The organism is Intestinimonas butyriciproducens, from assembly GCF_004154955.1.
GTDB lineage: Bacteria > Bacillota > Clostridia > Oscillospirales > Oscillospiraceae > Intestinimonas > Intestinimonas butyriciproducens.
The window spans coordinates 2,244,360-2,266,401 of record NZ_CP011524.1; the positions used below are offsets into that span (position 1 = coordinate 2,244,360).

General features: G+C 60.2%; 24 protein-coding genes. 13 read left to right on the forward strand and 11 right to left on the reverse strand.

The genetic code is table 11. The features are described from left to right. The first annotated feature begins 33 nt into the window (after positions 1–33). The 4 genes from SRB521_RS11195 to SRB521_RS11210 all read left to right on the forward strand — a co-directional run bounded on the left by SRB521_RS11195 (position 34) and on the right by SRB521_RS11210 (position 3,288). Entirely contained in the window at positions 34–339 is a 306-nt protein-coding gene (locus SRB521_RS11195; RefSeq protein WP_075703495.1) for a DUF2089 family protein, read from the forward strand. Next, positions 336–674, forward strand: coding sequence for a hypothetical protein (locus tag SRB521_RS11200; RefSeq protein WP_116721855.1), 339 nt, complete (start codon positions 336–338; stop codon positions 672–674). The genes SRB521_RS11195 and SRB521_RS11200 overlap by 4 nt, the downstream gene beginning before the upstream one ends. Positions 675–819: 145 nt before the next feature. Then, positions 820–1,833 carry an aspartate--ammonia ligase gene (gene asnA / locus SRB521_RS11205; RefSeq protein ID WP_075703494.1) on the forward strand — a complete coding sequence of 338 codons (1,014 nt, stop codon included), beginning with the start codon at positions 820–822 and terminating at the stop codon, positions 1,831–1,833. A 3-nt stretch (positions 1,834–1,836) separates the two neighbouring features. After that, complete coding sequence (locus SRB521_RS11210; protein ID WP_116721856.1) at positions 1,837–3,288, forward strand: phospholipase D-like domain-containing protein; 1,452 nt, start codon at positions 1,837–1,839, stop codon at positions 3,286–3,288. An 82-nt stretch (positions 3,289–3,370) separates the two neighbouring features. Here SRB521_RS11210 and SRB521_RS11215 read toward each other — a convergent pair whose 3' ends face one another. Together SRB521_RS11215 and SRB521_RS11220 are read right to left on the reverse strand one after the other, a co-directional pair. Further along, entirely contained in the window at positions 3,371–3,682 is a 312-nt protein-coding gene (locus SRB521_RS11215) for a YbjQ family protein (protein WP_058117256.1), read from the reverse strand. Continuing rightward, the gene (locus SRB521_RS11220; RefSeq protein WP_033119233.1) at positions 3,663–3,890 is read right to left on the reverse strand and encodes a hypothetical protein; all 228 of its coding nucleotides are present in this window, start codon (positions 3,888–3,890) and stop codon (positions 3,663–3,665) included. The genes SRB521_RS11215 and SRB521_RS11220 overlap by 20 nt, the downstream gene beginning before the upstream one ends. 294 nt (positions 3,891–4,184) lie before the next feature. On the opposite strand from SRB521_RS11220, the gene infC reads away from it, so the two are divergent. From infC to rplT, 3 genes are read left to right on the forward strand one after another with little or no spacing between them, the layout of a single operon-like run. Continuing rightward, positions 4,185–4,706: a translation initiation factor IF-3 gene (gene infC / locus SRB521_RS11225; RefSeq protein WP_033119234.1), complete on the forward strand. Its 522-nt coding sequence runs from the start codon at positions 4,185–4,187 to the stop codon at positions 4,704–4,706. 20 nt (positions 4,707–4,726) lie between these two features. Next, positions 4,727–4,936, forward strand: coding sequence for a 50S ribosomal protein L35 (gene rpmI, locus SRB521_RS11230; RefSeq protein ID WP_033119235.1), 210 nt, complete (start codon positions 4,727–4,729; stop codon positions 4,934–4,936). 35 nt (positions 4,937–4,971) lie between these two features. After that, complete coding sequence (gene rplT, locus SRB521_RS11235; protein ID WP_033119236.1) at positions 4,972–5,328, forward strand: 50S ribosomal protein L20; 357 nt, start codon at positions 4,972–4,974, stop codon at positions 5,326–5,328. Positions 5,329–5,401: 73 nt separating this feature from the next. Here rplT and rd read toward each other — a convergent pair whose 3' ends face one another. Beyond that, on the reverse strand, positions 5,402–5,560 hold the full coding sequence (gene rd, locus SRB521_RS11240) for a rubredoxin (protein WP_075703493.1): 159 nt from the start codon (positions 5,558–5,560) through the stop codon (positions 5,402–5,404). A 169-nt stretch (positions 5,561–5,729) separates the two neighbouring features. Between rd and SRB521_RS11245 the strand changes: the two genes are divergently transcribed. Further along, positions 5,730–7,031, forward strand: coding sequence for a cation:proton antiporter (locus SRB521_RS11245; protein WP_058117254.1), 1,302 nt, complete (start codon positions 5,730–5,732; stop codon positions 7,029–7,031). 222 nt (positions 7,032–7,253) lie between these two features. On the opposite strand, the gene SRB521_RS11250 is transcribed toward SRB521_RS11245, so the two are convergent. Continuing rightward, entirely contained in the window at positions 7,254–7,439 is a 186-nt protein-coding gene (locus SRB521_RS11250; protein WP_058117253.1) for a DUF1540 domain-containing protein, read from the reverse strand. Between the two features lie 55 nt (positions 7,440–7,494). Continuing rightward, on the reverse strand, positions 7,495–8,310 hold the full coding sequence (locus tag SRB521_RS11255) for a DUF2238 domain-containing protein (protein ID WP_338068269.1): 816 nt from the start codon (positions 8,308–8,310) through the stop codon (positions 7,495–7,497). A gap of 152 nt (positions 8,311–8,462) precedes the next feature. On the opposite strand from SRB521_RS11255, the gene SRB521_RS11260 reads away from it, so the two are divergent. Then, positions 8,463–8,675 carry a hypothetical protein gene (locus tag SRB521_RS11260; RefSeq protein ID WP_033116342.1) on the forward strand — a complete coding sequence of 71 codons (213 nt, stop codon included), beginning with the start codon at positions 8,463–8,465 and terminating at the stop codon, positions 8,673–8,675. 184 nt (positions 8,676–8,859) lie between these two features. Here the strand turns inward: SRB521_RS11260 and SRB521_RS11265 are convergent, their stop codons facing one another. Further along, positions 8,860–9,105, reverse strand: a complete 246-nt coding sequence (locus tag SRB521_RS11265) for a helix-turn-helix domain-containing protein (protein ID WP_058117251.1) — start codon at positions 9,103–9,105, stop codon at positions 8,860–8,862. Between the two features lie 245 nt (positions 9,106–9,350). On the opposite strand from SRB521_RS11265, the gene SRB521_RS11270 reads away from it, so the two are divergent. Then, positions 9,351–9,866 (forward strand): RNA polymerase sigma factor, encoded by a 516-nt coding sequence (locus SRB521_RS11270; RefSeq protein WP_058117250.1) that lies wholly within the window; start codon positions 9,351–9,353, stop codon positions 9,864–9,866. Positions 9,867–9,894: 28 nt separating this feature from the next. Continuing rightward, the gene (locus SRB521_RS11275) at positions 9,895–11,199 is read left to right on the forward strand and encodes a DUF4367 domain-containing protein (RefSeq protein ID WP_116721859.1); all 1,305 of its coding nucleotides are present in this window, start codon (positions 9,895–9,897) and stop codon (positions 11,197–11,199) included. A gap of 58 nt (positions 11,200–11,257) precedes the next feature. On the opposite strand, the gene SRB521_RS11280 is transcribed toward SRB521_RS11275, so the two are convergent. Beyond that, positions 11,258–12,166, reverse strand: coding sequence for an RluA family pseudouridine synthase (locus tag SRB521_RS11280; protein ID WP_075703490.1), 909 nt, complete (start codon positions 12,164–12,166; stop codon positions 11,258–11,260). Between the two features lie 148 nt (positions 12,167–12,314). On the opposite strand from SRB521_RS11280, the gene hemW reads away from it, so the two are divergent. Together hemW and SRB521_RS11290 are read left to right on the forward strand one after the other, a co-directional pair. After that, entirely contained in the window at positions 12,315–13,529 is a 1,215-nt protein-coding gene (gene hemW, locus SRB521_RS11285; RefSeq protein ID WP_052082381.1) for a radical SAM family heme chaperone HemW, read from the forward strand. Between the two features lie 221 nt (positions 13,530–13,750). After that, positions 13,751–16,987 carry a phosphodiester glycosidase family protein gene (locus tag SRB521_RS11290; RefSeq protein ID WP_116721860.1) on the forward strand — a complete coding sequence of 1,079 codons (3,237 nt, stop codon included), beginning with the start codon at positions 13,751–13,753 and terminating at the stop codon, positions 16,985–16,987. 121 nt (positions 16,988–17,108) lie between these two features. Here the strand turns inward: SRB521_RS11290 and SRB521_RS11295 are convergent, their stop codons facing one another. The 4 genes from SRB521_RS11295 to SRB521_RS11310 form a co-directional block, all read right to left on the reverse strand. Beyond that, positions 17,109–18,425 carry a GntP family permease gene (locus SRB521_RS11295; RefSeq protein WP_058117246.1) on the reverse strand — a complete coding sequence of 439 codons (1,317 nt, stop codon included), beginning with the start codon at positions 18,423–18,425 and terminating at the stop codon, positions 17,109–17,111. A 96-nt stretch (positions 18,426–18,521) separates the two neighbouring features. Further along, positions 18,522–19,736 carry a CaiB/BaiF CoA transferase family protein gene (locus SRB521_RS11300; RefSeq protein ID WP_033116348.1) on the reverse strand — a complete coding sequence of 405 codons (1,215 nt, stop codon included), beginning with the start codon at positions 19,734–19,736 and terminating at the stop codon, positions 18,522–18,524. A 77-nt stretch (positions 19,737–19,813) separates the two neighbouring features. Then, positions 19,814–21,127 carry a GntP family permease gene (locus SRB521_RS11305; protein WP_058117245.1) on the reverse strand — a complete coding sequence of 438 codons (1,314 nt, stop codon included), beginning with the start codon at positions 21,125–21,127 and terminating at the stop codon, positions 19,814–19,816. Positions 21,128–21,194: 67 nt separating this feature from the next. Beyond that, complete coding sequence (locus SRB521_RS11310) at positions 21,195–21,977, reverse strand: enoyl-CoA hydratase/isomerase family protein (RefSeq protein ID WP_075703487.1); 783 nt, start codon at positions 21,975–21,977, stop codon at positions 21,195–21,197. Between the last annotated feature and the right edge of the window lie 65 nt (positions 21,978–22,042).

Sequence of the window (22,042 nt, forward strand, 5' to 3'; positions counted from 1 at the left end):
TATGAAAATCAAAATTAAATCAGGAGGTGCGAAATGTCAATTTTCGTTGTACCGGAATGGATGGCGGAGCTGGATGAGGAGGATGTGGCATTCATCCGCCGCTTTCTTCTGGCCTCCGGTTCCCTCAAGGAGGTGGCGGGAGAGTACGGGGTGAGTTACCCCACGGTCCGTCTGCGGCTGGACCGCCTCATCCAGAAAATCAGGCTGGGAGAGGACCGGGCCGCCGATCCCTATGTGGCGCTCATCAAGCGTCTGGCCGTCAGCGACAAGGTGGATTTCGACGCCGCCAAGATCCTCATCAGCGAATATAAAAAGCAAAAGGAGACGAATCAAACATGAACATCGCTGCCGCTCTGCTGCCCCTGGCTCTGTTTATCTATCTGCTGATCCCCACCGCCGTGCTGGGTGTAGCGGAATATTTCCTCTCCAAAACAGCCAGCCCCTGGCCGGGCCGGGTCCTGCCCATACTCTCCGCTTTCTTCTCCGTGTGTATCGCCGCGCTGCTGCTCTTCCAACTGGCGGCGGACAGCCCCTTTCCCGCGGTCCTGCTCCCGCTCGCCGCACTGGTGATCCTGAATCTCCCCACTGCGGTGTTCCTCATCATCCACCGCTGCACCCGCAGGGCCGTTCTGGAGAAAAAGGGCATCGAAAAAATGAACATCCAGGATCTGTGAAGCCCCCCTTTCACCTTGCTTTTCCTCCCGGCCCATACTATAATATTTTTTATCTGCCTGGACGGCGCCCGGAGGGACGGCCACGCCGGTTCCCACCGGGCACCGTCGGGGCAAATCGCAATCAGAATAAAAGGAGTCCGAGCCTATGGACCAGTCCTACATCCCCCAGGGGTACGCTCCCCGTCTCAACCTCTACGACACCCAGAAGGCCATCGGCCTGCTCAAGCGTCTTTTTGAGGACACGCTGGGCGGCGCGCTGAACCTGCGCCGGGTATCCGCCCCCCTGTTTGTGGAGGCATCCACCGGCCTCAACGACGACCTCAACGGTGTGGAGCGGCCTGTCACTTTTGATATTCCCGCCGCCGGGCGGGACGCCCAAGTGGTCCACTCCCTGGCCAAGTGGAAGCGCATGGCGCTCCACCGCTACCAGTTCTCCGTGGGGGAGGGGCTCTACACCGATATGAACGCCATCCGGCGGGATGAGCAGCCCGACAATCTCCATTCCGTCTATGTGGACCAGTGGGACTGGGAAAAGGTGCTCGCCCCCAGGGACCGGAACCTGGAATATCTCCAGCGGACCGTATCCACCATCGTGGACGCCATCTGCCAGACCCAGACCACGATCCGGGCCATGTTTCCCCAGCTCTCCCCCCTGCCCGGCATCAGCCGCGAGATCTCCTTTGTCACCACACAGGAGCTGGAGGACCGCTTCCCGGTGCTCACTCCAAAGGAGCGGGAGGACGCCTGGGTGAAGGACCATCCCACCACCTTTCTCATGCAGATCGGCGGGGCCCTCAAGTCCGGCAGCCCCCACGACGGCCGGGCCCCCGACTACGATGACTGGACCCTCAACGGCGACATTCTGGTGTGGAACACGGTGCTTGGCCGGGCCTTTGAGCTCTCCTCCATGGGCATCCGGGTGGACCCCGCCGCCCTGGACCGCCAGCTTTCCCTGGCCGGCTGCGACGACCGCAGAACCCTGCCTTTCCATAAATCCCTGCTGGCCGGCGAGCTCCCCCTCACTGTGGGCGGCGGCATCGGCCAGTCCCGGCTCTGCATGCAGCTTCTGGGGAAGGCCCACATCGGCGAGGTTCAGGCCAGCGTGTGGGACGAGGAGACCATCCGGGTCTGCCAGGAGGCCGGGGTGATCCTCCTCTGAGCCATGGCGAAAAATCTTTATGAGACCCTCACCGGAGCGCCCAAGCCCCGGAAACGCTGGACCCCTCTGCGGATCGTCCGCTGCTTCCTGCTCGTCTACCTGCTCTATTTCGCCGTGGGCGCCCTGCTTCCCTTCACCCTCCACCCGGGGGTGAGCGCCGCCGTGCAGGGACGCTTCGACCCCGCCGCTTTTCGGGGTTCGGACTCCACGGACCGGGCGGCTCTGGTCCTGGACAATCAGGATGCCCTGGGCCTGCGCCTTCAAATGATCGCCGGTGCGGAGGAGTCCATCATCCTCACCTCCTTCGATATCCGGGACTGCGAGAGCGCCCGTGACATCTTCGCCGCCCTACTGGCCGCCTCCGAGAGGGGCGTGGCGGTCCGAATCCTGTGGGACGGCATGAGCGGCATGCTTCATGGCCGCGCCCCCGTGTTCCGCGCGCTTGGGGAGCGGGACAATGTGGAAATCCGCTTCTATAACGAGCCCAACTTTCTCCTGCCCTGGACCTTCAACGGGCGGATGCACGACAAATACCTCATCGTGGACGGCTCCCTCATGGTGCTGGGCGGGCGGAACACCTTCGATCTCTTTCTTGGGGATTATGTTCCCGACAGCCAGAAGAGCCACGACAACGATGTTCTGGTCTGCAACACCGCCCCCACGTTGGAGCACAGCGTCATCGGCCAGGTGGAGGGCTATTTTGAAAAGGTGTGGGATCAGCCCGATACCCGCCCCGCCCTGGAGCGCACCCCCGCGCTGCGCGCCGCCGCTGTGGCGGCCGCCGCCGGGGAGCTGCGGGCGCGGCCCGCCTACGCCCTCACTCCGGCGGGACTGGACTACGAGGCCATGACCGTCCCTGTGGAAAAGGCCACGCTCCTCACCAATCCCACCGGCATCTTCGCCAAAGAACCCACTCTCTGGTGGCAGCTCCAGCAGTTGATGGAGGGGGCCCGGGACCGGGTCTACCTCCAGACGCCCTATGCCGTTCCCAGCGCCGCCATGTACGACGGTCTCGCCCGGGTGGCGGAGAAGGGCATCCCCTTTGAGATGCAGCTCAACTCAGTGGCCGTGGGGGACAATCTTGTGGCCTCTTCCGACTACCTCACCAACCGCTCCCGCCTGCTGGATACCGGGGTGACGGTGTGGGAGTGGTTCGGCGATTACTCCTCCCACGGCAAGGCCGCCCTCATTGACGATCTGGCGGTGGTGGGCTCCTATAACTTCGATATGCGCAGCACCTATCTGGACACTGAAATGATGCTGGTTTTTTATGGGGACGCCTTTTACGACCTGCTGGAGGCCAACCTGATGGAAATGGAGGCACAGTGCCTGCAAGTCTCGGAGGAGGGGTACCTTCCCCGGGCCGGCGTGGAACCTAAGACCTATGGCCCCCCAAAATCGATCCTCTACCCCGTTACGCAGTGGCTGAGCCAGCCCTTCCGCTTCCTGATCTGAGGGTCTTGCGGGGAGGTTTCCCGAAAACGGAGGGCCGGAGGGCGTCCCGCGGGACGCCCTCCGGCCCTTTTCCTATTACCTATTATTTGAACTTTACCGCCGTGCCGTAAGCGATGACCTCGGCCGCCCCCTGCATGACGGCGGCGGATGCGTAGCGCATACACACCACCGCGTCGGCTCCCAACTGCTCCGCGTCCTCCACCATCCGCTTGGTGGCCAGGGCCCGGGCCTCATTCATCATTTCGGTGTACGCCTTGAGCTCGCCGCCCACCAGCGTTTTGAATCCCTGTGTGATGTCCTTGCCGATATTTTTGGACTGGATGGTGCTTCCCCGGACCAGCCCCAGGGTCTCCAGCTCCCTGCCGGAAATCGTCTCAGTAGTTGTCAAGATCATCCTCTTCACCACTCCTTATCTCTTTGATCCGTTCCACCAGCACGTAAACAGACACGCCGACCAGCGCCAAAGGGATCAGGGCCCCGATCAGCTTTACCGGGAGGGGCAGGCCGGGAAGCAGACGGAAAACTGTGATCCCCCAGCCCCCAAACCAAATACACAGCAGCGCCGTGACCGCGATCGGGGCCGCCAGTTTTCCCTTTTTCATGCCACCGCCTCCTTTCAACATGGATAAGGACAGTATACTCCGCCGTGCAGAGGAGGTCAATGGCAGGAAAAGTCTGTTTTCGGCCTTGACAAGCGGGGGGGATGCTGGTATACTGTCATAGCATAACAAAGTAGGAACGGTACCCCCGTCCTCACCTCCAGCCAGGCGGCGAAGAGGTCAACATGGAAAACTTTACGCCGGTCTGCCGGCGTGGTTTTGATGTGTCGATTGCGGGTACCCTTCCGGGTGTCCGCATTTTTATTGCGATTTAGGAGGTGCTTTCGTATCAGTAACATGAGTCATCAGATCAACGACGAGATCCGGGACCGCGAGGTCCGCTTGGTTTCCGAGTCGGGGGAGCAGCTGGGTATTATGTCCGCCCACGACGCTTTGGCAAAGGCCGAAGAGGCGGGATTGGACTTGGTGAAGATCTCTCCCAAGGCCACCCCTCCCGTATGCAAGCTGATGGATTACGGAAAGTTCAAATTCGAGCAGTCCAAGCGGGAGAAAGAGGCCAGGAAGAACCAGCATGTCGTGGAGATCAAAGAGGTGCGCATGTCTCCCGGTATTGACGTGAACGATTTTAACGTCAAGCTCCGCAACGCCCAGAAGTTTTTGGCCGAAGGGAACCGGGTCAAGGCTACCGTCCGCTTCCGCGGGCGCGAGATGGCCCACACCGACATCGGCAGAAAGCTCCTCATGAAATTTGCGGAGGATTGCGCCGAGGTCGCCGTAATGGACAAAGAGCCCAAACTGGACGGCCGCCATATGAACATGTTCCTGTCTCCGAAGGTCTCCAAGGATGCCACAAAGTAAGAAAAAAGGAGTCAATTGATATGCCTAAGATCAAGCTGAAGACCCACAGCGGCGCGAAGAAGAGATTCAATCTCACCAAGAGCGGCAAGGTCAAGCGCGCTCACGCCTTTAAGTCCCACCTCCTCAACGGCCACGGCAAGGATACCAAGCGCAAGAGAGGCCTCCGGGCTGGCGCTTATGCGGACAAGACCAACGAGTCCGCGATCAAGCGTATGATCCCCTATAAATAAGAACTTTTTACCACAACATAGGAGGCTAATCGACAATGGCTAGAGTGAAAGGCGCGATGATGACGCGCAAGAGAAGAAATAAGGTCCTGAAGCTGGCGAAGGGGTACTGGGGTGCCAAGAGCAAGCACTTCAAGATGGCCAACGAGCAGGTCATGAAGTCCCTCAAGTACGCTTACACCGGCCGCCGCTTGAAGAAGCGTGATTTCCGTTCCCTGTGGATCACCCGCATCTCCGCGGCCTGCAAGATGAACGGCATGAACTATTCCACCTTTATGAACGGCCTGAAGAAGGCCGGCGTGGAGATCAACCGCAAGATGCTCTCCGAGCTGGCCGTCAACGACAAGGCCGCCTTCACCCAGCTCACTGAACTGGCCAAGTCCAAGCTGGCCTGATTTTCTTTCGTCAATTGACACAAACCCCCGGCGTCTGTGTGGGAAACCCATCGAGACGCCGGGGGTTTTTGTATTACATTTTGGAAAACTGTTCCTTCCCCAGTCCGCACAGCGGGCATACCCAGTCCTCCGGCAGCGCACTGAATGGCGTTCCAGCGGGTACACCGCCCTCAGAATCGCCCACTTCCGGGTCATAAATATAACCGCAGGCGTCACAGATGTATCTCTCCACAGTCCATTCCTCCTTGTTCAAATTGACGATTGCTATTTTGCCCCAGCGGGACTAAGATATACCGGTGCTTCAGAGAAGCAGTGCCTCATGCTTCTTTCCGCCCCTGGCTGTTCCCCTTCCCCGGCGGCGGTCCCGCCGCTCCATTTTTAGAATCGAGGTGTTCCTCCGCATGGAATCCTATCATTTTCTTCTGGATCTGGCGCTCATTCTCGTCAGCACCAAGCTCCTCGGCATCGTCACCAAGCGCTTCGCCATGCCCCAGGTGGTGGGCGCGCTGGTGGCCGGACTGATATTCGGCCCCGCATTTCTGGGTCTTCTCCAAGAGACCGCCTTCATCGACCAGGTGGCGGAGCTGGGTGTGATCATCCTTATGTTCACCGCCGGCCTGGAGACGGATATTCACGAGCTCAAAAAGTCCGGCGGTCCAGCCTTTGTGATCGCTTTGTGCGGCGTCCTGCTCCCTCTGGCAGGCGGCTTTCTTCTGTCCGCCGCTTTCAACCGCGGCGCAGAGCACCTCCTGGAAAACGTCTTTATCGGCATCATCCTCACCGCCACCTCGGTGAGCATCACGGTGGAGACCCTCCGGGAGATGGGCAAACTCTCCACCCGCTCGGGCAACGCCATTTTGGGCGCCGCCCTTATCGACGACATCCTGGGTATCGTGGCCCTCACCCTCATCACCAGCCTGGCGGATGAGAGCGTGAACATTGTCACCGTCCTGCTGAAAATCGTGGCATTCTTCGTTGTGGCCCTGGTCCTGGGCGTATTCCTGCACAAGCTCATTGAAAAGGTTACCGGCGGAGCGGGCAGGGACCGGAAGCGCTACGCCATCCTCGCCTTTGCCATGTGCCTCTTCTTCTCCTACGGGGCGGAGCAGTTTTTTGGCGTGGCCGATATTACGGGAGCCTATATTGCCGGCCTGATCATCTCCAACACCTCACGGGCCACCTATGTCGCGGCAAAGTGCGAGACCATCTCGTATATGTTCTTCTCTCCCGTTTTCTTTGCCAGTATCGGGGCGAAAGTGGTCCTGCCGGAAATGAGCGCCTCCATCGTGCTTTTCTCCCTGCTTCTCATCGCAGTGGCCGTGATTACCAAGGTGATCGGCTGTGGACTGGGCGCCAAGCTGTGCCGTTACTCCGGCAAAGAGTGCGTCCAGATCGGCGTGGGCATGATCTGCCGCGGTGAGGTGGCCCTCATCGTCACCACAAAGGGGATCTCCCTGGGGATGCTCCAGCCGGAATATGTGGCCCCCGTCATCCTCATGGTGGTGGCCAGCACCATCTGCACACCCATCCTTCTCAAACTGGTGTACCGTGGCCGTAAGGAATACGGCGATCTGGTCCAGAGCGATCTGGTGGACCAGTATGAGGCGGTGCAGGACCTGGATCTTGCCGCGCAGTCCGTCTTGGAGGACCATGAGCAGCTTGTCAAGCAGGGCAAGGCGCTCCAGGAAAAGCATACGAACTAGGCCGCCACATTTTCGGTACAAGCCAAACGGCGCGGACCGTTTTCCTGAGAGGGAAACGGTCCGCGCCGTTTTGTGTTTTCCGAAAATCAGGCCGGTTGGATACATGGAAACAGGCCCAGCGGCAGGGGCTTCGCCCGTCCGGCAAACCATTCTTTGCGGAAGTGCTGTCCGGATGAAAGAACACCCGCCGACAGGGCGTTTTCACAATGTCCACACAAGATCTCAGCGGCAGTGCTCACAGCCGCCGAGCTGAAAGGACGCGCATTCGGTGGCGGTGCAATCGGTGACCTTGGGGTCACAGCAGCCCACCTTGATCTCATTGAGAGAACAATGGTTCTGGTCCTTGCAGTGATAGGCGCAGCTTGTCACCGTACAAGCGATGCTGGGATTGGCATTTCTGTGTTCCATCGTACATAGACCTCCTTTGTTTGGTACGCCGTTAGTATGTACGCCGGAGCGCAAATTATTCGACGGACTTAACTTCTTTCTGCTCCTCCTCCGCAGGCAGCACCTGAGGGATGAACCGGCGGGCAAACTGTCCTTTGCCCCGGGATTTCACATAAAAATAGCCAATGACGGAAAAAACGACTGCTCCGATAAAGTTCACGAACAGATCCTTCATCGTGTCCAAAATCCCGATATCCAGGTAACCGCCCAGTCCCAGCGCATGCTGTACGCCGTCGGCGGTGACCACGATCACGTCGGTGATATCCCGGATGGCGGTGGGGTGGTTGCCGCCCAGCGGGTCCAGCATGACCGAAGAGATGGAGTGGACCACCGTGTCCTTCTGCATATCCAGCAGAAAGAAGTGGTCCATGGTGCATTCAAAGAATTCCCACAACACGCCGATGGTCATGGAGAAGCAGAACGCCACCAGGGCCAGGAACAGCGGGGACAGCGAGATGGAGAATCGTTCGCTTCGGTTGAGGATATCCACCAGGGCGAAGCCGATGGCGGCGCAGAGGAACCCGTTGAGGGTGTGGAGCATGGTGTCCCAGTAGGGGAACGTAATGTAGTACGCTTGGATCTCCCCCAGAATTTCTGCGGCGAAGATAAAGAGGAGGATGATGACCTCCAGCGTGTCCGGCAGGTCGATGTGGATCTTTCGTTCAATAAAGGTAGGGACCAGAAACAGGATCAGCGTGAGGATACAGAGAAACACATTTTCAAAGTTACCATTGAGAAATTGGGCCACCATCACAAGAATGACCAGGATGCGCAGGACCACGTAGAGCGTGGCCACGCCCTTTTTCTGCTTGATCTCCTCTCGCAGGGTCATACCGCCTCTGGAAAGATTCTTTCTTTGTCTCATCATCGGCCTCCTTCCGGCGCAGGGCGCCGGCGCTCGAAATCCCGTTTATTCTATCACAGCCCGAATGACGACGCAAGGGATAAGCCCCATTGGCATAGAATGGAGCGAGGTGATTATCTTTGGATCTACGCAACAATCAGATCCTGGTGGGGGAACTTCTGGATAATCCCGCCTCCAGGGCCGTCTTTCAAAAGCGGTTCGGGAAATATCTCAGCCACCCTATGGTGGCCACCGCCCGCACCCTGACACTCCAACAGCTCATCGGGTTCGCCCAAGTGTACTTACCCAAGCCGATCATCCACGAAACATTGAAAGACCTCCGAAACCTGTGATCGAAAAAATGCCCGACCGAACGGGAAAGCGGGGGTTCGCCGCCCCCTTTTCCCCCGTGGCTGGTCCCGCGCGGCCCCTCTCCTTGGAAAGGCTGAGGCGGCGCTCTCCCGGTGAGAGCGCCGCCTTTCAGCATGTGGTCTCAAAAACCGTTGGTTTCCTAAGGGGCCGTCCTTTTCGGATACGCTACCCCTCTGTATCCACAAGCTTCTGCATGGAGACTCCCAGAACACGCGAAAACGTAGTCAGCTCATAGTCCGCCACCACCCGCCCACCTGTTTCGATCCGGCTGATCGCCTTTTGATTGAGCTGAATGCCCTCCACTTGCATCCGCGCCGCCAGTTGTTCCTGTGAGAGCCGCTGGCGTTCCCGTTCCCTCCGAATCGCGCTGCCCGAAATGTTACATTTTCCCTTGAATTGATAGATTTTCATTTCGATTCCACGCCCTCTGTATTCCAAAGATGGATAATTCGTATTGACGGTAGCATAGTTTTGGCGCTATACTATTCCAAAGATGACTAAACTGCGATTTTTATCCACCCGTGTGAACTCCAGGGCCCGCTTACAGAGACAGGGAGGTAATTATGACCGAACCACGCGCTTCCACCGCCTTGCATTTCCCTCCATATTCCGCTATAATAAACAGACATTCATCACAAAGGAGGTGTTCGCCCGACATGCAGGATACGGAACAGTGGTTCACGGCACTCTACGAGCAGAACGCCTCCAAAATGCTGCGCTATGCCTCCTATCAGCTTCGAAACGCCTCGATTGCGGAGGAACTGGTGGAAGAGGCCTTTGTTCGGCTCCTACAGCGTCGTGAGGAGCTTTGGGAGCACCCCAATCCGGCGGGGTGGCTCTGGAAAACGCTTCAGCATCTGATCCTCACTGAGGTAAAGCTGGCGCGCTATCACCGGGAGGTCCCGCTGGAGCCCGCCCTCAATGCGGCCGTGCCGGAGATGGAGGTATCCTCCCTGGCCGACTCGCTGCCCGAAGGGCTCAGCGACTCAGAGCGGGAGATTCTGATTCTCTTTTATGAGGAGGAGCTCACCCATCAGGAGATGTCCCGCCGTCTCGGCATCTCGGAGATGAACTCCAGGACACGGCTCTTCCGGGCCAAGAACCACTGCAAAAAACTTTTTGAGAGAAAAAATTGTGTCTGTGTCACGAATGGCGGAGACAAATCGATATAAGAGTGAGACCGAAAGGAGGTGACGGGGCATGGACAAGGAGCGGCTGGAGGCCATGGGCGCAGAAGCACTTGTAGAGGAGCTGTCGGACCGGCTGGACCAGATGGGCGAGGAGGGTTTCGATCCCGATGTGGTGGACGCTTACCTGGAGGTTCTGGGCCGCGAAGCCCCCGTGGCCTCCGGCTTTGATGTGCACGCCGCTGAAGAGGATTTTCGTGCCAGACATGCCGACCTCTTCGCGGCCCCAGCCCTCCAGGTGATGGAGGGGCGGCGGGCGGGCCGCCGGGTGCGCCGTGTGGCGGGGCGGGTCGCCGCGGTCGCCGCGGTGGTCGCCGTCAGTTCTGCGCTGGCAGCTCAGGGCATGGGGATTGATCTCTTCGGCGCCATCGCCCGCTGGAGCAAAGGTCAGTTTCGCTTTGATACTACCGGCACCCAGGAGGAGGGATATGCCCCCACCATCTGGGAAGACGACACCTTCTACTCCGACGGCCAGGCCGCGCTGGACGCTTACGGGGTGGAGGAGAAAATGATGCCCACCTGGAACCCGGTCCTTCCGGGGAGCGAGGTCCCGGGGCTGGAGGTGTCCGTCACGGAGGAGGACGGTGTCGTCCTCTTTGTGGAGGACCACCGCCTGACCGACGGGCGGGGCTATACCTACGAGGTGCGACAGCACCAGAGCGCCGAGGCCACCCAGGCCGATCTGGTGGGCGTGGACGCCTCCGACACCGAGGTGTACGAGTTCGACGGGCGCACCTACTATATTGCCCCCGCTGACACGGGGGAATACACCATCACATGGACGGTCGGCAAGTACTCCGGCAAGGTCTATGGAACGATGGACCTGGAGATGGCAAAACACTTTGCCCGCTCCGTCACCCAGTGGGATGATATCCCTTACGAACCCCCTGATATGAGTGTTCCCCCGGAGTTCGACACCATCCAAAAGGCAATGGCCGCTGTAGGGATCGATGCGCAGTATGCCCCCGCCTGGCTTCCCGAGGGCTACGTTCCGGTCCAGTCCTCCACCTATGAGAGCGACTACGGCGGCTGGACCAGCGCCTCTCTGTACTATACCGATATTCAGGGAAAGCGCGACCTGGTCCTGGGCCTGGACTGGTATGAGGACCCCTCCGCCGCAGGCGGCAGGGTCTACGAAAAGGACGATACCCCTGTCGTGGAGTATGAGCGGGGCGGCATCACGTTCTACATCATGAACAACCTCACCCGTAAGACCGTCGCCTGGTTGGACGGGAACATCAGCGGCAGCTTCAGCGGCGAGCTGACGGTGGAAGAATGCCAGGATATCATCGATTCCATCCCCGCCTACGCGGAATAAACTCCTAATAGTCAAAAAGAGGGCGCGCCCCACAGGGGCGCGCCCTCTTTTTGACCTTCTATTCCATCAGCGTCCGCATATCCGCCGGAAGCGGCGCCTTGAAAGACAGGCGCTCTCCCGTAATGGGTTGGAGCAGCTCCAGTTCCGAAGAGTGGAGCGCCGGCCGGCCGATCAACGCCCGGTCCTCCGTTCCATACAGGAAATCGCCCGCCAGCGGACAGCCCAGATGGGCCATGTGCACTCGGATCTGGTGGGTGCGCCCGGTCTCCAGCTCCAGGCGGACCAGCACCCGCTCCCCTTTCCGCCGCAGGACCCGATATCGGGTCCGAGCGGGCAGGCCGTCCGGACGGACCACCCTCGCCACAATAGAACCCTCCGCCATGCCGATGGGCGCATCCACCACCCCCTCCTCCGCCTGCGGCCCCCCCAGGCACACCGCCAGATAGACCCGCCGGAACGCCGCCGTGTGGAGCTGTCTTTTCAGTCTCTCCTGGGCATGGGGATGCTTGGCCACCACCATCAGCCCGGAAGTCCCCTTGTCCAGGCGGTGGACCGGGTGAAAGTCGGCCTGGATACCCTGATCCCGGTAATACGCCATCAGAAAATTCCCAATGGTATCTGAAAGGTGTCCCGCCCCGGGGTGGACCAGAACGCCGGGCGCCTTATGGAGCACCAGCATATCTCCATCCTCGTATACGATGTCCAATGGGCCCGGAACAGGCGTCACGCCGCTGCGGAGCTCCGGGTCGGCCACCAGCACGGAGAGCACCTGTCCGGCCTCCGCCCGCCGGCTGGTGAACACCCGCTCGCCATCCAGGAGGATGCCCTCCGGAAGCCATTTGATGCGCCGGATCACCGTCCCGGAGAGGCCCAATTCCTTTCGCAGGAGCGTGTCCACTTTCTGCCCCGCCCGGTCCTCCTCCACCCGCAGCGTGAGCCTGCGGACACCTTTCCCGTCATTTCCCATACTGCGGGCCCTCCTCCTTCTTGCACAATGCTGAAAAAACCTTTATAATTATTATATATCATCCACGGACAAGGGGCAACACGCCCGGCGCCCGGTCCAAATGACCGGCCGCTCTCCGCGCGAAACGCCAGGACAAGGTGGGACCACCATGAGCAAACAACTGGGCCTCTACATTCATATCCCCTTCTGCAAGAGCAAGTGCGATTACTGCGACTTCTATTCCCTGCCGGACCGGGAGGAGCGCATGGACGCCTACCAGAAGGCCCTGCTCACCCACATTAAAGAGACTGCCCCTCAGGCCAGGGGCTATCTGGTGGACACCATCTATTTTGGGGGCGGCACTCCCAGCCTGTATGGAGAACGGCGCATCCGTGAACTTCTGGCCGTGATCCGCCGCCGGTTCGAGGTCGCGGGCAATGCTGAGATCACACTGGAGGCCAATCCCGACAGCGCCGACAGACGCACGATGCTCCACCTACGCCGCGCGGGCATCAACCGGATCTCCCTGGGGATGCAGTCCGCCCACGACGACGAGCTCTCCGCCCTCCACCGCCCCCACACGTTCCAGCAGGTGCAGGACGCGGTGGCGGCCATCCGGGCGGCCAAGATCAGAAATCTGAGCCTGGACCTCATGTACGGCCTGCCCGGCCAGGACATGGCCCGCTGGCAGGACTCGGTGGAGAAAGCCATCTCCCTCAAGCCGGAACATCTCTCCTGTTATGGTCTTAAAGTGGAGGAGGGCACCCCCCTCTGCGGACGGGTACGGCGGGGCGAGGTTCTTCCAAGCGACGACCAGCAGGCCGACATGTATCTGTGGATGGTGGCCCGGCTGGAGTCTGCGGGCTACCATCAGTACGAGATCTCCAACTTCGCCCAGTCCGGCTTTCAATCCCGCCACAACCTCAAATATTGGCTGACCCGCCCCTACCTGGGCTTTGGTCCGGGCGCTCATTCCGACTTCGGCGGACGCCGCTTCTCCTTCATGCGGGACCTGGACGGCTATATCGACGGCGTTCTGGGCGGCAAGCCCATTATCGACTCCGACGATCTTATCCCCAAGCGGGAGCGCTCAGGCGAATACCTGATGCTGCGCCTGCGGACGGTCCGCGGCATTGAGGAATGGGAATACCGCCGGGAATACTTTATGAATTTCGATCCCGTGGAGCAAAAGCTCTTTGCATATGAGCACAACGGCTGGGCCGCCCGGGACGGCCACCGCTGGCGGCTCACCCCCATTGGTTTCCTGCTCTCCAACCAGTTGATCGGGGAGCTCCTGGAGCTCCAGGAGAGCGCCACATTAGAGACGACCCTGCCCAAGGTGCGGGACACGCCCCCGCCGCAGCCGGACGGGGACACGCTGTGAACAAGGACGGGCCTTGCCGGGCCCGTCCTTGTCTATCCCAAGACTTGCCTCCGGGCCGGGGCGGAGAGCCCGCCCGACTTTTCTAACTTCTTTCTAACATCGTGTCCGCATACCCTGAAACGACAGGTTTTGGCAGGGCCTGCCGTTTACAAGGCGGCGCGTTTGTGGTAGGATGGACGATGACATTCCTTCCACCCTGCGACTATTTTTGGAGGCACATTATGAAGCGATTCGGCATCCGCGCCACCGCCCTGACCCTGGCCGCCTTGGTGGGGCTCTCCCCCATGGCATCGGCCTCTGTGGCCCTGGGCGACGAACTACATAGCGGGACCGTGGAGCTGGCTCCCGGTTCCGAGCTCATCCGCCAGGTCTTTTGGAGCAATTCCAAATCCGATCTGCGCACAGAGCGCTATATCACCTATACGCCCGGCCAGGGCGTCTACCCCGTGGTGGTTTATGGGGACAAGCTTCTGAGCAAGCAGACCCTTTCCACCATGGCCCAGACGCTGGAGGCCCAGGGCCACCGCGTGGTGGGCGGCGTAAACGGCGACTTTTTCGACATGTCCACCGGCAACGCCCTGGGCGTGCTCATCAGCGACGGTACGCTGCGCACCACCGACGGCGCTCACTACGCCGTGGGCTTCCGGGAGGATGGGACCGCCTTCATCGGCTGGCCCAGCCTCTCCGTCACCGCCACCTTCTCCGGCTCCACCATGCGGGTCACCGACGTGAACAAGACCCGTACCGCAGACGACGGCAAACATGAGGGCGGGCTCTATCTCTACACGGAAGACTACAGCACGACCACCCAGCACACCAGCGCGGGCTATGACATCATCCTCACCCCCATCACCGGGCAGGAGGGGGACACGGTGGACGTGGATCTGGAGGTCACCGACCCCGATGGCTACGAGGCCGACGGCACCGACGGCAGTCCGGATGAATCCGCCGCTGCGGACGGCGAGTCCGCCGCTGACTCCCAAAGTCTGAATGAAGAGGAGGCCCTCGCCGAGGGCACCCGCGAGGTGAGCCAGGTCACCGGTTCTCTGGTCCTCTCAGACACGCTGAAAGTGGGCGGCCGGGTATCCTGCACCGTGGACCAGGTGCTGGAATCCTCCGCTTCCATCGATATCCCCGCCGGGAAGATGGTCCTCACCGTCAACAAGCAGAACAACGAGTGGCTGCTGGGCATGGTGAAGGGCCTCCAGCCCGGCGACCAGGTGGACATCGACGTGACCAGCACGGATACCCGCTGGAACGACGCAGTCACCGCCATCGGCGGCTATTACCGCATCGTCACCAATGGAGCGGTGGGTCCCCAGACCGACAACACCGCCAACCCCCGCACCGCCATCGGCATCAAAGCAGACGGAAGCGTGATCTTTTACGCCATCGACGGCCACCAGAGCGGCTACAGCGTCGGCGCCACGCTCACCCAGGTGGCCCAGAGGCTCATCGAGTTGGGCTGTGTGGACGCAGTAGGGTTGGACGGAGGCGGTTCTACCACCATCGGCGCCACCATGCCGGGCAATTCCAGCATGGAGATCCTGAATGTGCCCTCCGGCGGCTCCCAGCGAGCCGTCACCAACGGCATTTTCCTGGTCTCCGACCTGAAGCCGACTGGCACACTGGACCACTTCTACGTCACCCCCTATGACTCTATCGTCCTCTCCGGCGCGCAGGTGTCCCTGCGAGCCACCGCCATGGATCAAAACGGCTTCACGCTCTCCGACAGCGGCTCCGTCGCCTGGTCCATCCGCAACGGAGACGGACTGGTGGATGTAAGCGGCATCTTTACCGCGGGCAGCGAGAGCAGCACCACCCTGGTCACCGCCTCTTCCGGCAACGCGGAGGGGTCGGCCTCCGTCACCGTGGTCAAAACACCGGATTCCATCTCTCTCTCCAACGAGTCCACCGGCGCCCCCATCACCTCCCTGGCCCTCTCCCCGCTCCAGAGCGTGGACCTGAAGGCCAGCGCCGTCTATAAAAAAATCGCCCTCACCTCCCAGGACACCTGCTATGTCTGGACTGCCGATCCCTCCGCCGGCACGGTGGATGAAAACGGCGTTTTCACCGCCGCGGCCCAGAGCGGCTCCGGCAATCTGACCGTCAGCGCCGGCGGCCGCTCGGTTACCATTCCCGTCACGGTGTCCGGCCACATCCAGGAGCTGGACTCCTTTGAGACCGACGCGGGCCTCTCCGCCCTCGCCAGTACCGCCACCGCTGCCGTCAACGTCGAGACCTCTTCCGATCTGGTGCGGTACGGCCAGCGCAGCGTCCGGGTGGACTACAACGCCTCCGAGGGCGGCACTGCCACGGTAGAGTCTAACCTGGTCATCCCCTCCGGCGAGCGGTATCTGGGCCTTTGGGTCTACGGCGACGGCTCCGTCAACGCCCTTACCGCTACTGTGACGGATACCAGCGGCGCCGCCAGCGACATTGTGCTCACCGGCCTGGACTTCACCGGCTGGAAGCAGGTCACCGCCGCCCTGCCTGAAAATGCGGCCTCCATCCGCTCCCTGAACATCATCTACAGCGGCGGCGAGAAGTCCATCGGTACCCTCTACCTGGATCAGTTTACCACCGCCAATGAGGACCTGACCGATACCACGCCTCCCGCCGTGACAGTGCAGGTGGACGGCACCAAGCTCACCGCCTATGTCTCCGACAACGTGGATAAGAGCTTTGCCGCCGCCGCCATCTCCCTCACCCGGGACGGCGAGCCCGTGTCCTTCAACTGGAAGGCGGAAAGCGGTACGCTCACCGCCACACTGCCCGCGGACGACGGGCGGCTCCATCGGGTCACCGTCACCGCAGTGGACCAGAGCGGCAACATCGGCCGAGGCTCCGCCGACATTCTGCCCGATGCTCTGACCGGCGATCCCGACGACGCGGCCATCCCCGCCGACCAGGGCCCCTTCGTGGATATGATCTCTCACTGGGCCGGCCTCTACACCACGTACCTCTATAACATGGGCGTGGTGCAGGGCCTGGAGTCGGTGGCGGGCACCGTGTTCCAGCCCGACAAGAACATCACCCGGGGCGAATTCGCCCTGATGGTGGCCCGCTGGATGGGCCTGGACCTCACCTCCTACTCCAACGTGGAGCTCCCCTTCGCCGACGCCTCTTCCATCGCCTCCTGGGCCCTGGATGGTATGAAGGCCATGTATGCCGAAGGGATCATCAAGGGCAGTCTGGATTCGGGTACCCTGGTGGTCCGGGCCAACGACTCCATCAGCCGCGCAGAGGCCATGACCATCCTGGGCCGTATCCAGAATAAGGGGTACGTCCGGTCCGAGCTCACCTTCTCCGATGCCGGCGATGTGGCCTCCTGGGCGCTCCCCTATGTTCAGTCCCTGGTGGGGCAGGGGATCATCTCCGGCTACGACAACCAGCTCCGCCCCAACGATCCCGTCAAGCGGGGCGAAGTGGCAAAGATGCTCTACTGCATGCTCTGATCTCCACCCCGGTTCCACCCACCAGCAGAGCTGGTTCTGTTCGCTTAAGCTATCCAATATCCAAACGAAGTATCAGCCCGGCTGAGGCAGTGCTCCAGCCGGGCTGATACTTCGTTTATACTCAGGGCAGATTGGGGAAAAGTGTAAACAAAACAATGGTGACCACCGTTGCAATGATCGGGGTTACAACCGTAAGTGCGAAGATGGGCATATAGCCGTCCTTGTGTGTCTCATGCGACACGCCGTTGAGTACAGTGACTACAAAACCATTGTGGGGCAGCGTGTCCAGTCCGGACGAGGCCACCAGCATCGTCCGGTGAAGGGCCGGCAGGGGAACCACTCCGCCATAGAGCTCCAGCAGGATGGGGGCCGCGATGCCCAAGCCGCCGGAACCGGAACCGCACACCCCGGCCAGTACTGTGGTAGCGATGGCGACCGCCAGCAGGGGCGGCCCGGGTATATTGGTCATGGCGGAAATGATCGCGTCAAAGCCTATGGCGGCTTTTACAACAGAGCCGAAAGCGACTACGCTGGAGGTATTGCACACCGAGGTGATGGCGTTCTTTACTGCGTCACCTGCATACTGCATGATCGGGCGATGCTCGGTCCTGTACTTGCGCATCAGCAGATAGGCCAGAACCGCTCCCAGGAATACGCCGTACTCCACCTCGATCAGGCTGCCGTCTCCCACAGGGATATTAATGGCAATCAGCGTCAAGACAAGGGGCAGCAATGCCCTCCACGCCTCGGGCACCTCCACATTGTCCTCAAATTTGTCGATATCCTTGGCCACAAAGTGCTCGCCGTTCTTTTGGGCCGAACCGATCATGGAATTGAGCCATACCGTTCCGATGACCAGCACCAGGCCGGTGGCAATAAAGCCAATTACCGCGCCGTCCATCAGTGTGGTGCCCAGGGCCTTCATCAATACCACTTGGCCAACCTGCGGATTGCCTGGGCCGATACTGGAGAAGGTGCAGCAGCCAAAGATGATGGTGCCCGGAATAAAGCGGCGGGGAATGTCGGCGGCGCGGTAGACTTCCAGCGCTATGGGGAACACCGCGAAGCAGACCACAAAGCCCGCAATACCGCCATAGGTCAGGATTCCCACAGACAGGATAACCGCCAGGGTCGCCTGCTTTTTACCCAGCGTGCGGATGATCAGCCGGGCGATGGACTTTGCCCCCTGGGTTATCTCGTATACGGTCCCCATCAGCGCGCCCGCCAGGAAAATCAAGAAGTTGTTTTGGACAAACGAGGCGAACCCGGACATGTAGTTTATTGCCAGCGCGTCATATAAGTCGATGTGGCCGGTAATGGCGACGAGCAAAGAGCAGGCAACTGCCACAACCAGCAAGTTGACTCCGCGCATAACCAGATAGGAGAGAAGCACAAGCGCGGCTATAATGCCAATAATGCTGACAGCTTGCCATAACATAAGCGTTCTCCTTTCCAACTCCCAGCCGGCCCTGTCCGCAAAAGTCGGCTCAGGGGCCGGCCGGGATTTCTCTGCTTTTCCGTTATGGCGGCGCGATTACCGGACGATGGTCGTCTGTGCGTCGTTCAGCGCCTTGATCTGGTCCTCGCTATAACCCAATGCTTTCAGGATCTCGGCAGAATGCTCTCCGAGCAGAGGGGCGTTCAGGTGGGGCGCGGGGACGCAGTCGCCGAATTTGACCGGGGTCCCAACCACCAGATCCTCCTTGCCCTCGCGGGTAATATACTTGTAGATAAACCCGTTTTCCCAGGCCTGGGGATCATCAATGGTGTCCTTAATGTGGTTTACTCTGTCATAGGCAATATCGTTTTCGGTCAGCAGCTTCGCCCACTCGTCGTAGTCCTTTGTGGCAAAGACCTCATCCAGGATATCCACAAAGGCCCTGGAGTTGATCTTGGCGGCGGCCTCAGTGTTGAACCGCTCGTCGGAGATCAGATCCTCCCGCCCGATCATTTTGCATACCACCGGGAAATAGCGGTCATAAATGACCGTGCCCATCATGACCCAGGTGCCGTCCTTGCAGCGGTAGGTATTGCGCAGCGGGCTGTCGGGGAGTTTGCGGGACTTGGGCCAGGGATTGCCGTGATTCACAGCCTGGAACACAGCGGAATTCGCCCACAGTCCCTGTCCATACAGGGAGGTCACTACTCGCTCGCCCTGACCGGTCTTGGCCTGCTGGTAGCAGGCCGCCGCGATGCCAGCCGCCAGAGAGCAGGCCGTCGTAAAGTCTCCGAGGGCGAACGGGGGCGTGAGCGGCAGTTCTCCGTTCTCCGAGAAATCAATCATAGCGCCAGAGCGAGCCCAGAAGGCCACCGTGTCAAACCCGGCGTTGTTGGCGGCGGGCCCATACAGGCCGAAGCCGGTCAGCACGGCCCAGATGATGTGGGGGTGCTTGGCGTGCATCTCCTCCCAGCCGATCCCCAGCTTATCCAGCGCACGGATACGATAGTTGGAGACAAAGACGTTTGCGCTGGCCAGCAGTTTGTCCATGACCGCCTTGCCCTCCGGGTGCTTCAGGTTCAAGGGCAGAGACTTTTTGTTGGCGTTGATGAGTTCGGCGTGAGGGTTATCCAGCTCATCTGCCCGCATGCCCAGCACTTTGCTGGTATAGCGCCCTGCCTCGCCCTCCAGGGGTTCGACCTTGATTACCTCGGCGCCCCAGTCTGCAAGCATCTTACAGGCAGCCGGTCCGGCGCCATGGGTGCAGAAATCGATCACGCGGATACCCTTCAGCGGTTGATGGAAACTCATGATTCAACAACTCCTTTTCTATAAATGATAAGTAGATGAGCGGCAACGGAACCCTTTGGGACGTGGAACATGCCTGCTTAGATGTAGAAGCCCATGATTGACATTACAATGATGCCGACGATGACCGCGCACAGGTTTGCCAGCGTACAGAAGGCAAAGGAATACTTGTAGCAGGCACTGTATGTGTCGTGGGCGATGCCGGTGATGGTGGTATTGATGAAGCCGCAGTTGGGCAGTGTCCCGGTGACATGGCCGGTCGCGTTGACAATGCGGCCCACCATCGACAGATTCAGCCCCATATCCCCGTAAATTCCGGCCAGCGTGGGCCCGATCAGGCTCGTTCCGCCGGTGGCGCCGCCGGTCACGCCACAAATCAGCCCGGCACACACGGCCGCAGAGATCAACGGGTTGCCGCCCATGCCCACCAGTGCGTTCAGCAGGAAACTGAAGCCCACGACCGACTGGGCCACGGTGCCCACGGCGGCCATTGCCGCCGTATTGCCGATGGAGGTTAGGGCATTCTGAAAGGCATCGCCGATATGGGCGACGAGCGCTTTGTCGTCGCTTTTATGCCGGAACATCAGCAGGATGGCCACCACAGCGCCTACGAAAATACCAAATGCGGTGGGCAGGATCGCCTTGCCGTTAACCTTCACATTGATGGTGACCAGAGCCACGACCAGCGGGATAAGCGCTAGGATGCCGTTAGGGAGGGCCGCATCGGATTCGGGCACATCCCATTTGGTGGCCACAAAGCCCTTCCCCCTGGCGCGGGCCCGTCCAATAAAGACCGCCAGAAGCAGGCACGTGACGAGCAGGCTGGCCACTGCCATGATGATGCTTGGAACCGGAGCGCCCATCAGGGAGGTCTGGAAGTTGGTCGCATAGATGTTGTTCACGGGCTGGGCGCTTCCCGGACCCCAACTGGAGATCGTGCAGCACCCGGCGATTACGATGCCGGGGATCATGCTGCGGGGCAGGTCCGCCTCCCGGAATATCTCAACCGCGATAGGGAATACGGAGAATGCCAGCACAAAGCCCGCAATTCCCCCCCAAGTCATCACCACAATGGCCAGAAAAATTGCATATGGGGCAAATCTCACCGTGAACAGCTTGATGAACAGCCGGGCCACCGCCTTGGCCCCGCCGGTGATCTCATATGCCTTGCCCATCAGGGCGCCGGCGGCAAAGACCATAAAGTTACCCGTGATAAAGTTGACAAACCCGGTCATGAAGTCCGTCAGGAGCGCCGACTCCAGAGAGATCCCGCCGGTCAGGGCGATGACTACGGAGGCGAGCAGGGCGGAAATGAATACGGAAAGTCCTTTCATGGAGCAGAAAATCAGTACGGCCAGCCCAAGAAAGATACCAATAATGCTGACAGCAGTCATAAGGCCATCATTCTCCTCTTCTGATTGAAGTATTAAAGGTGCTGCGCTTCGGTCAGAGCCGCTTCGTTTACCGGTTCCGGAATACCGGTGCCCGCTTTTCGAAGAACGCCTTTACGCCTTCCTTCGCGTCCTGTGTCTCCGCCAGCATCCCGTTGAGCTCAGCCTCCAGCTTCAAGCCGTCGGCCAGAGCCATGGCCTGCCCCTGCGTGACCAGGCGCTTACAAGTGCGCACGGCGATGGGCGCGTTTTTCAGGATGTCCCGCATCATGGCATCGGCCTGCTGTGCCAGCTCCTCCCCAGGCACCACCTTGTTTACCAGGCCGATGGAGAGCGCCTCCACCGCCTTCACCTTGCGCCCGGTGAACAGCATTTCCTTGGCTATCCCGCTGCCCACCAGCCGGGGCAGGCGCTGAGTGCCGCCGTAACAGGGTGCGACGCCCAGTGTCACCTCCGGAAGGCCAAAGACCGCCTTGTCGCTTGCGATCCGAATGTCACAGGCCAGGGCCAGCTCTGTCCCGCCGCCCAGGGCATAACCGTTTACAGCGGCGATGATGGGCTTATCCATGGCCTCGAACTTGTCGAACAGGCGGTGAGCCTGCGTGGACATGGCGATCGTCTCTTCTCCCTTGGCGTCAATGCGTATTTCAGAGATGTCGTTCCCCGCGATAAAGGCACGGCCTACGCCGGTGATGATGACACCCAGGACGCTGTCATCGGCGGCAATCCTGTCGATGGCAGCCTCTAGCTCCTCCTTTGTCTGCATCCGAAGCGCATTCAACACTTCGGGCCGGTTGATTGTCAGGTATGCCACACCGTCTCGCACTTCACAAATGATATCTTGGTAATCCATACTCAATCCCCCTCTGCTTTCTTTTTTGTCGTTCTGCTTGCGGATGTACTCCAGATTCTGCAAAG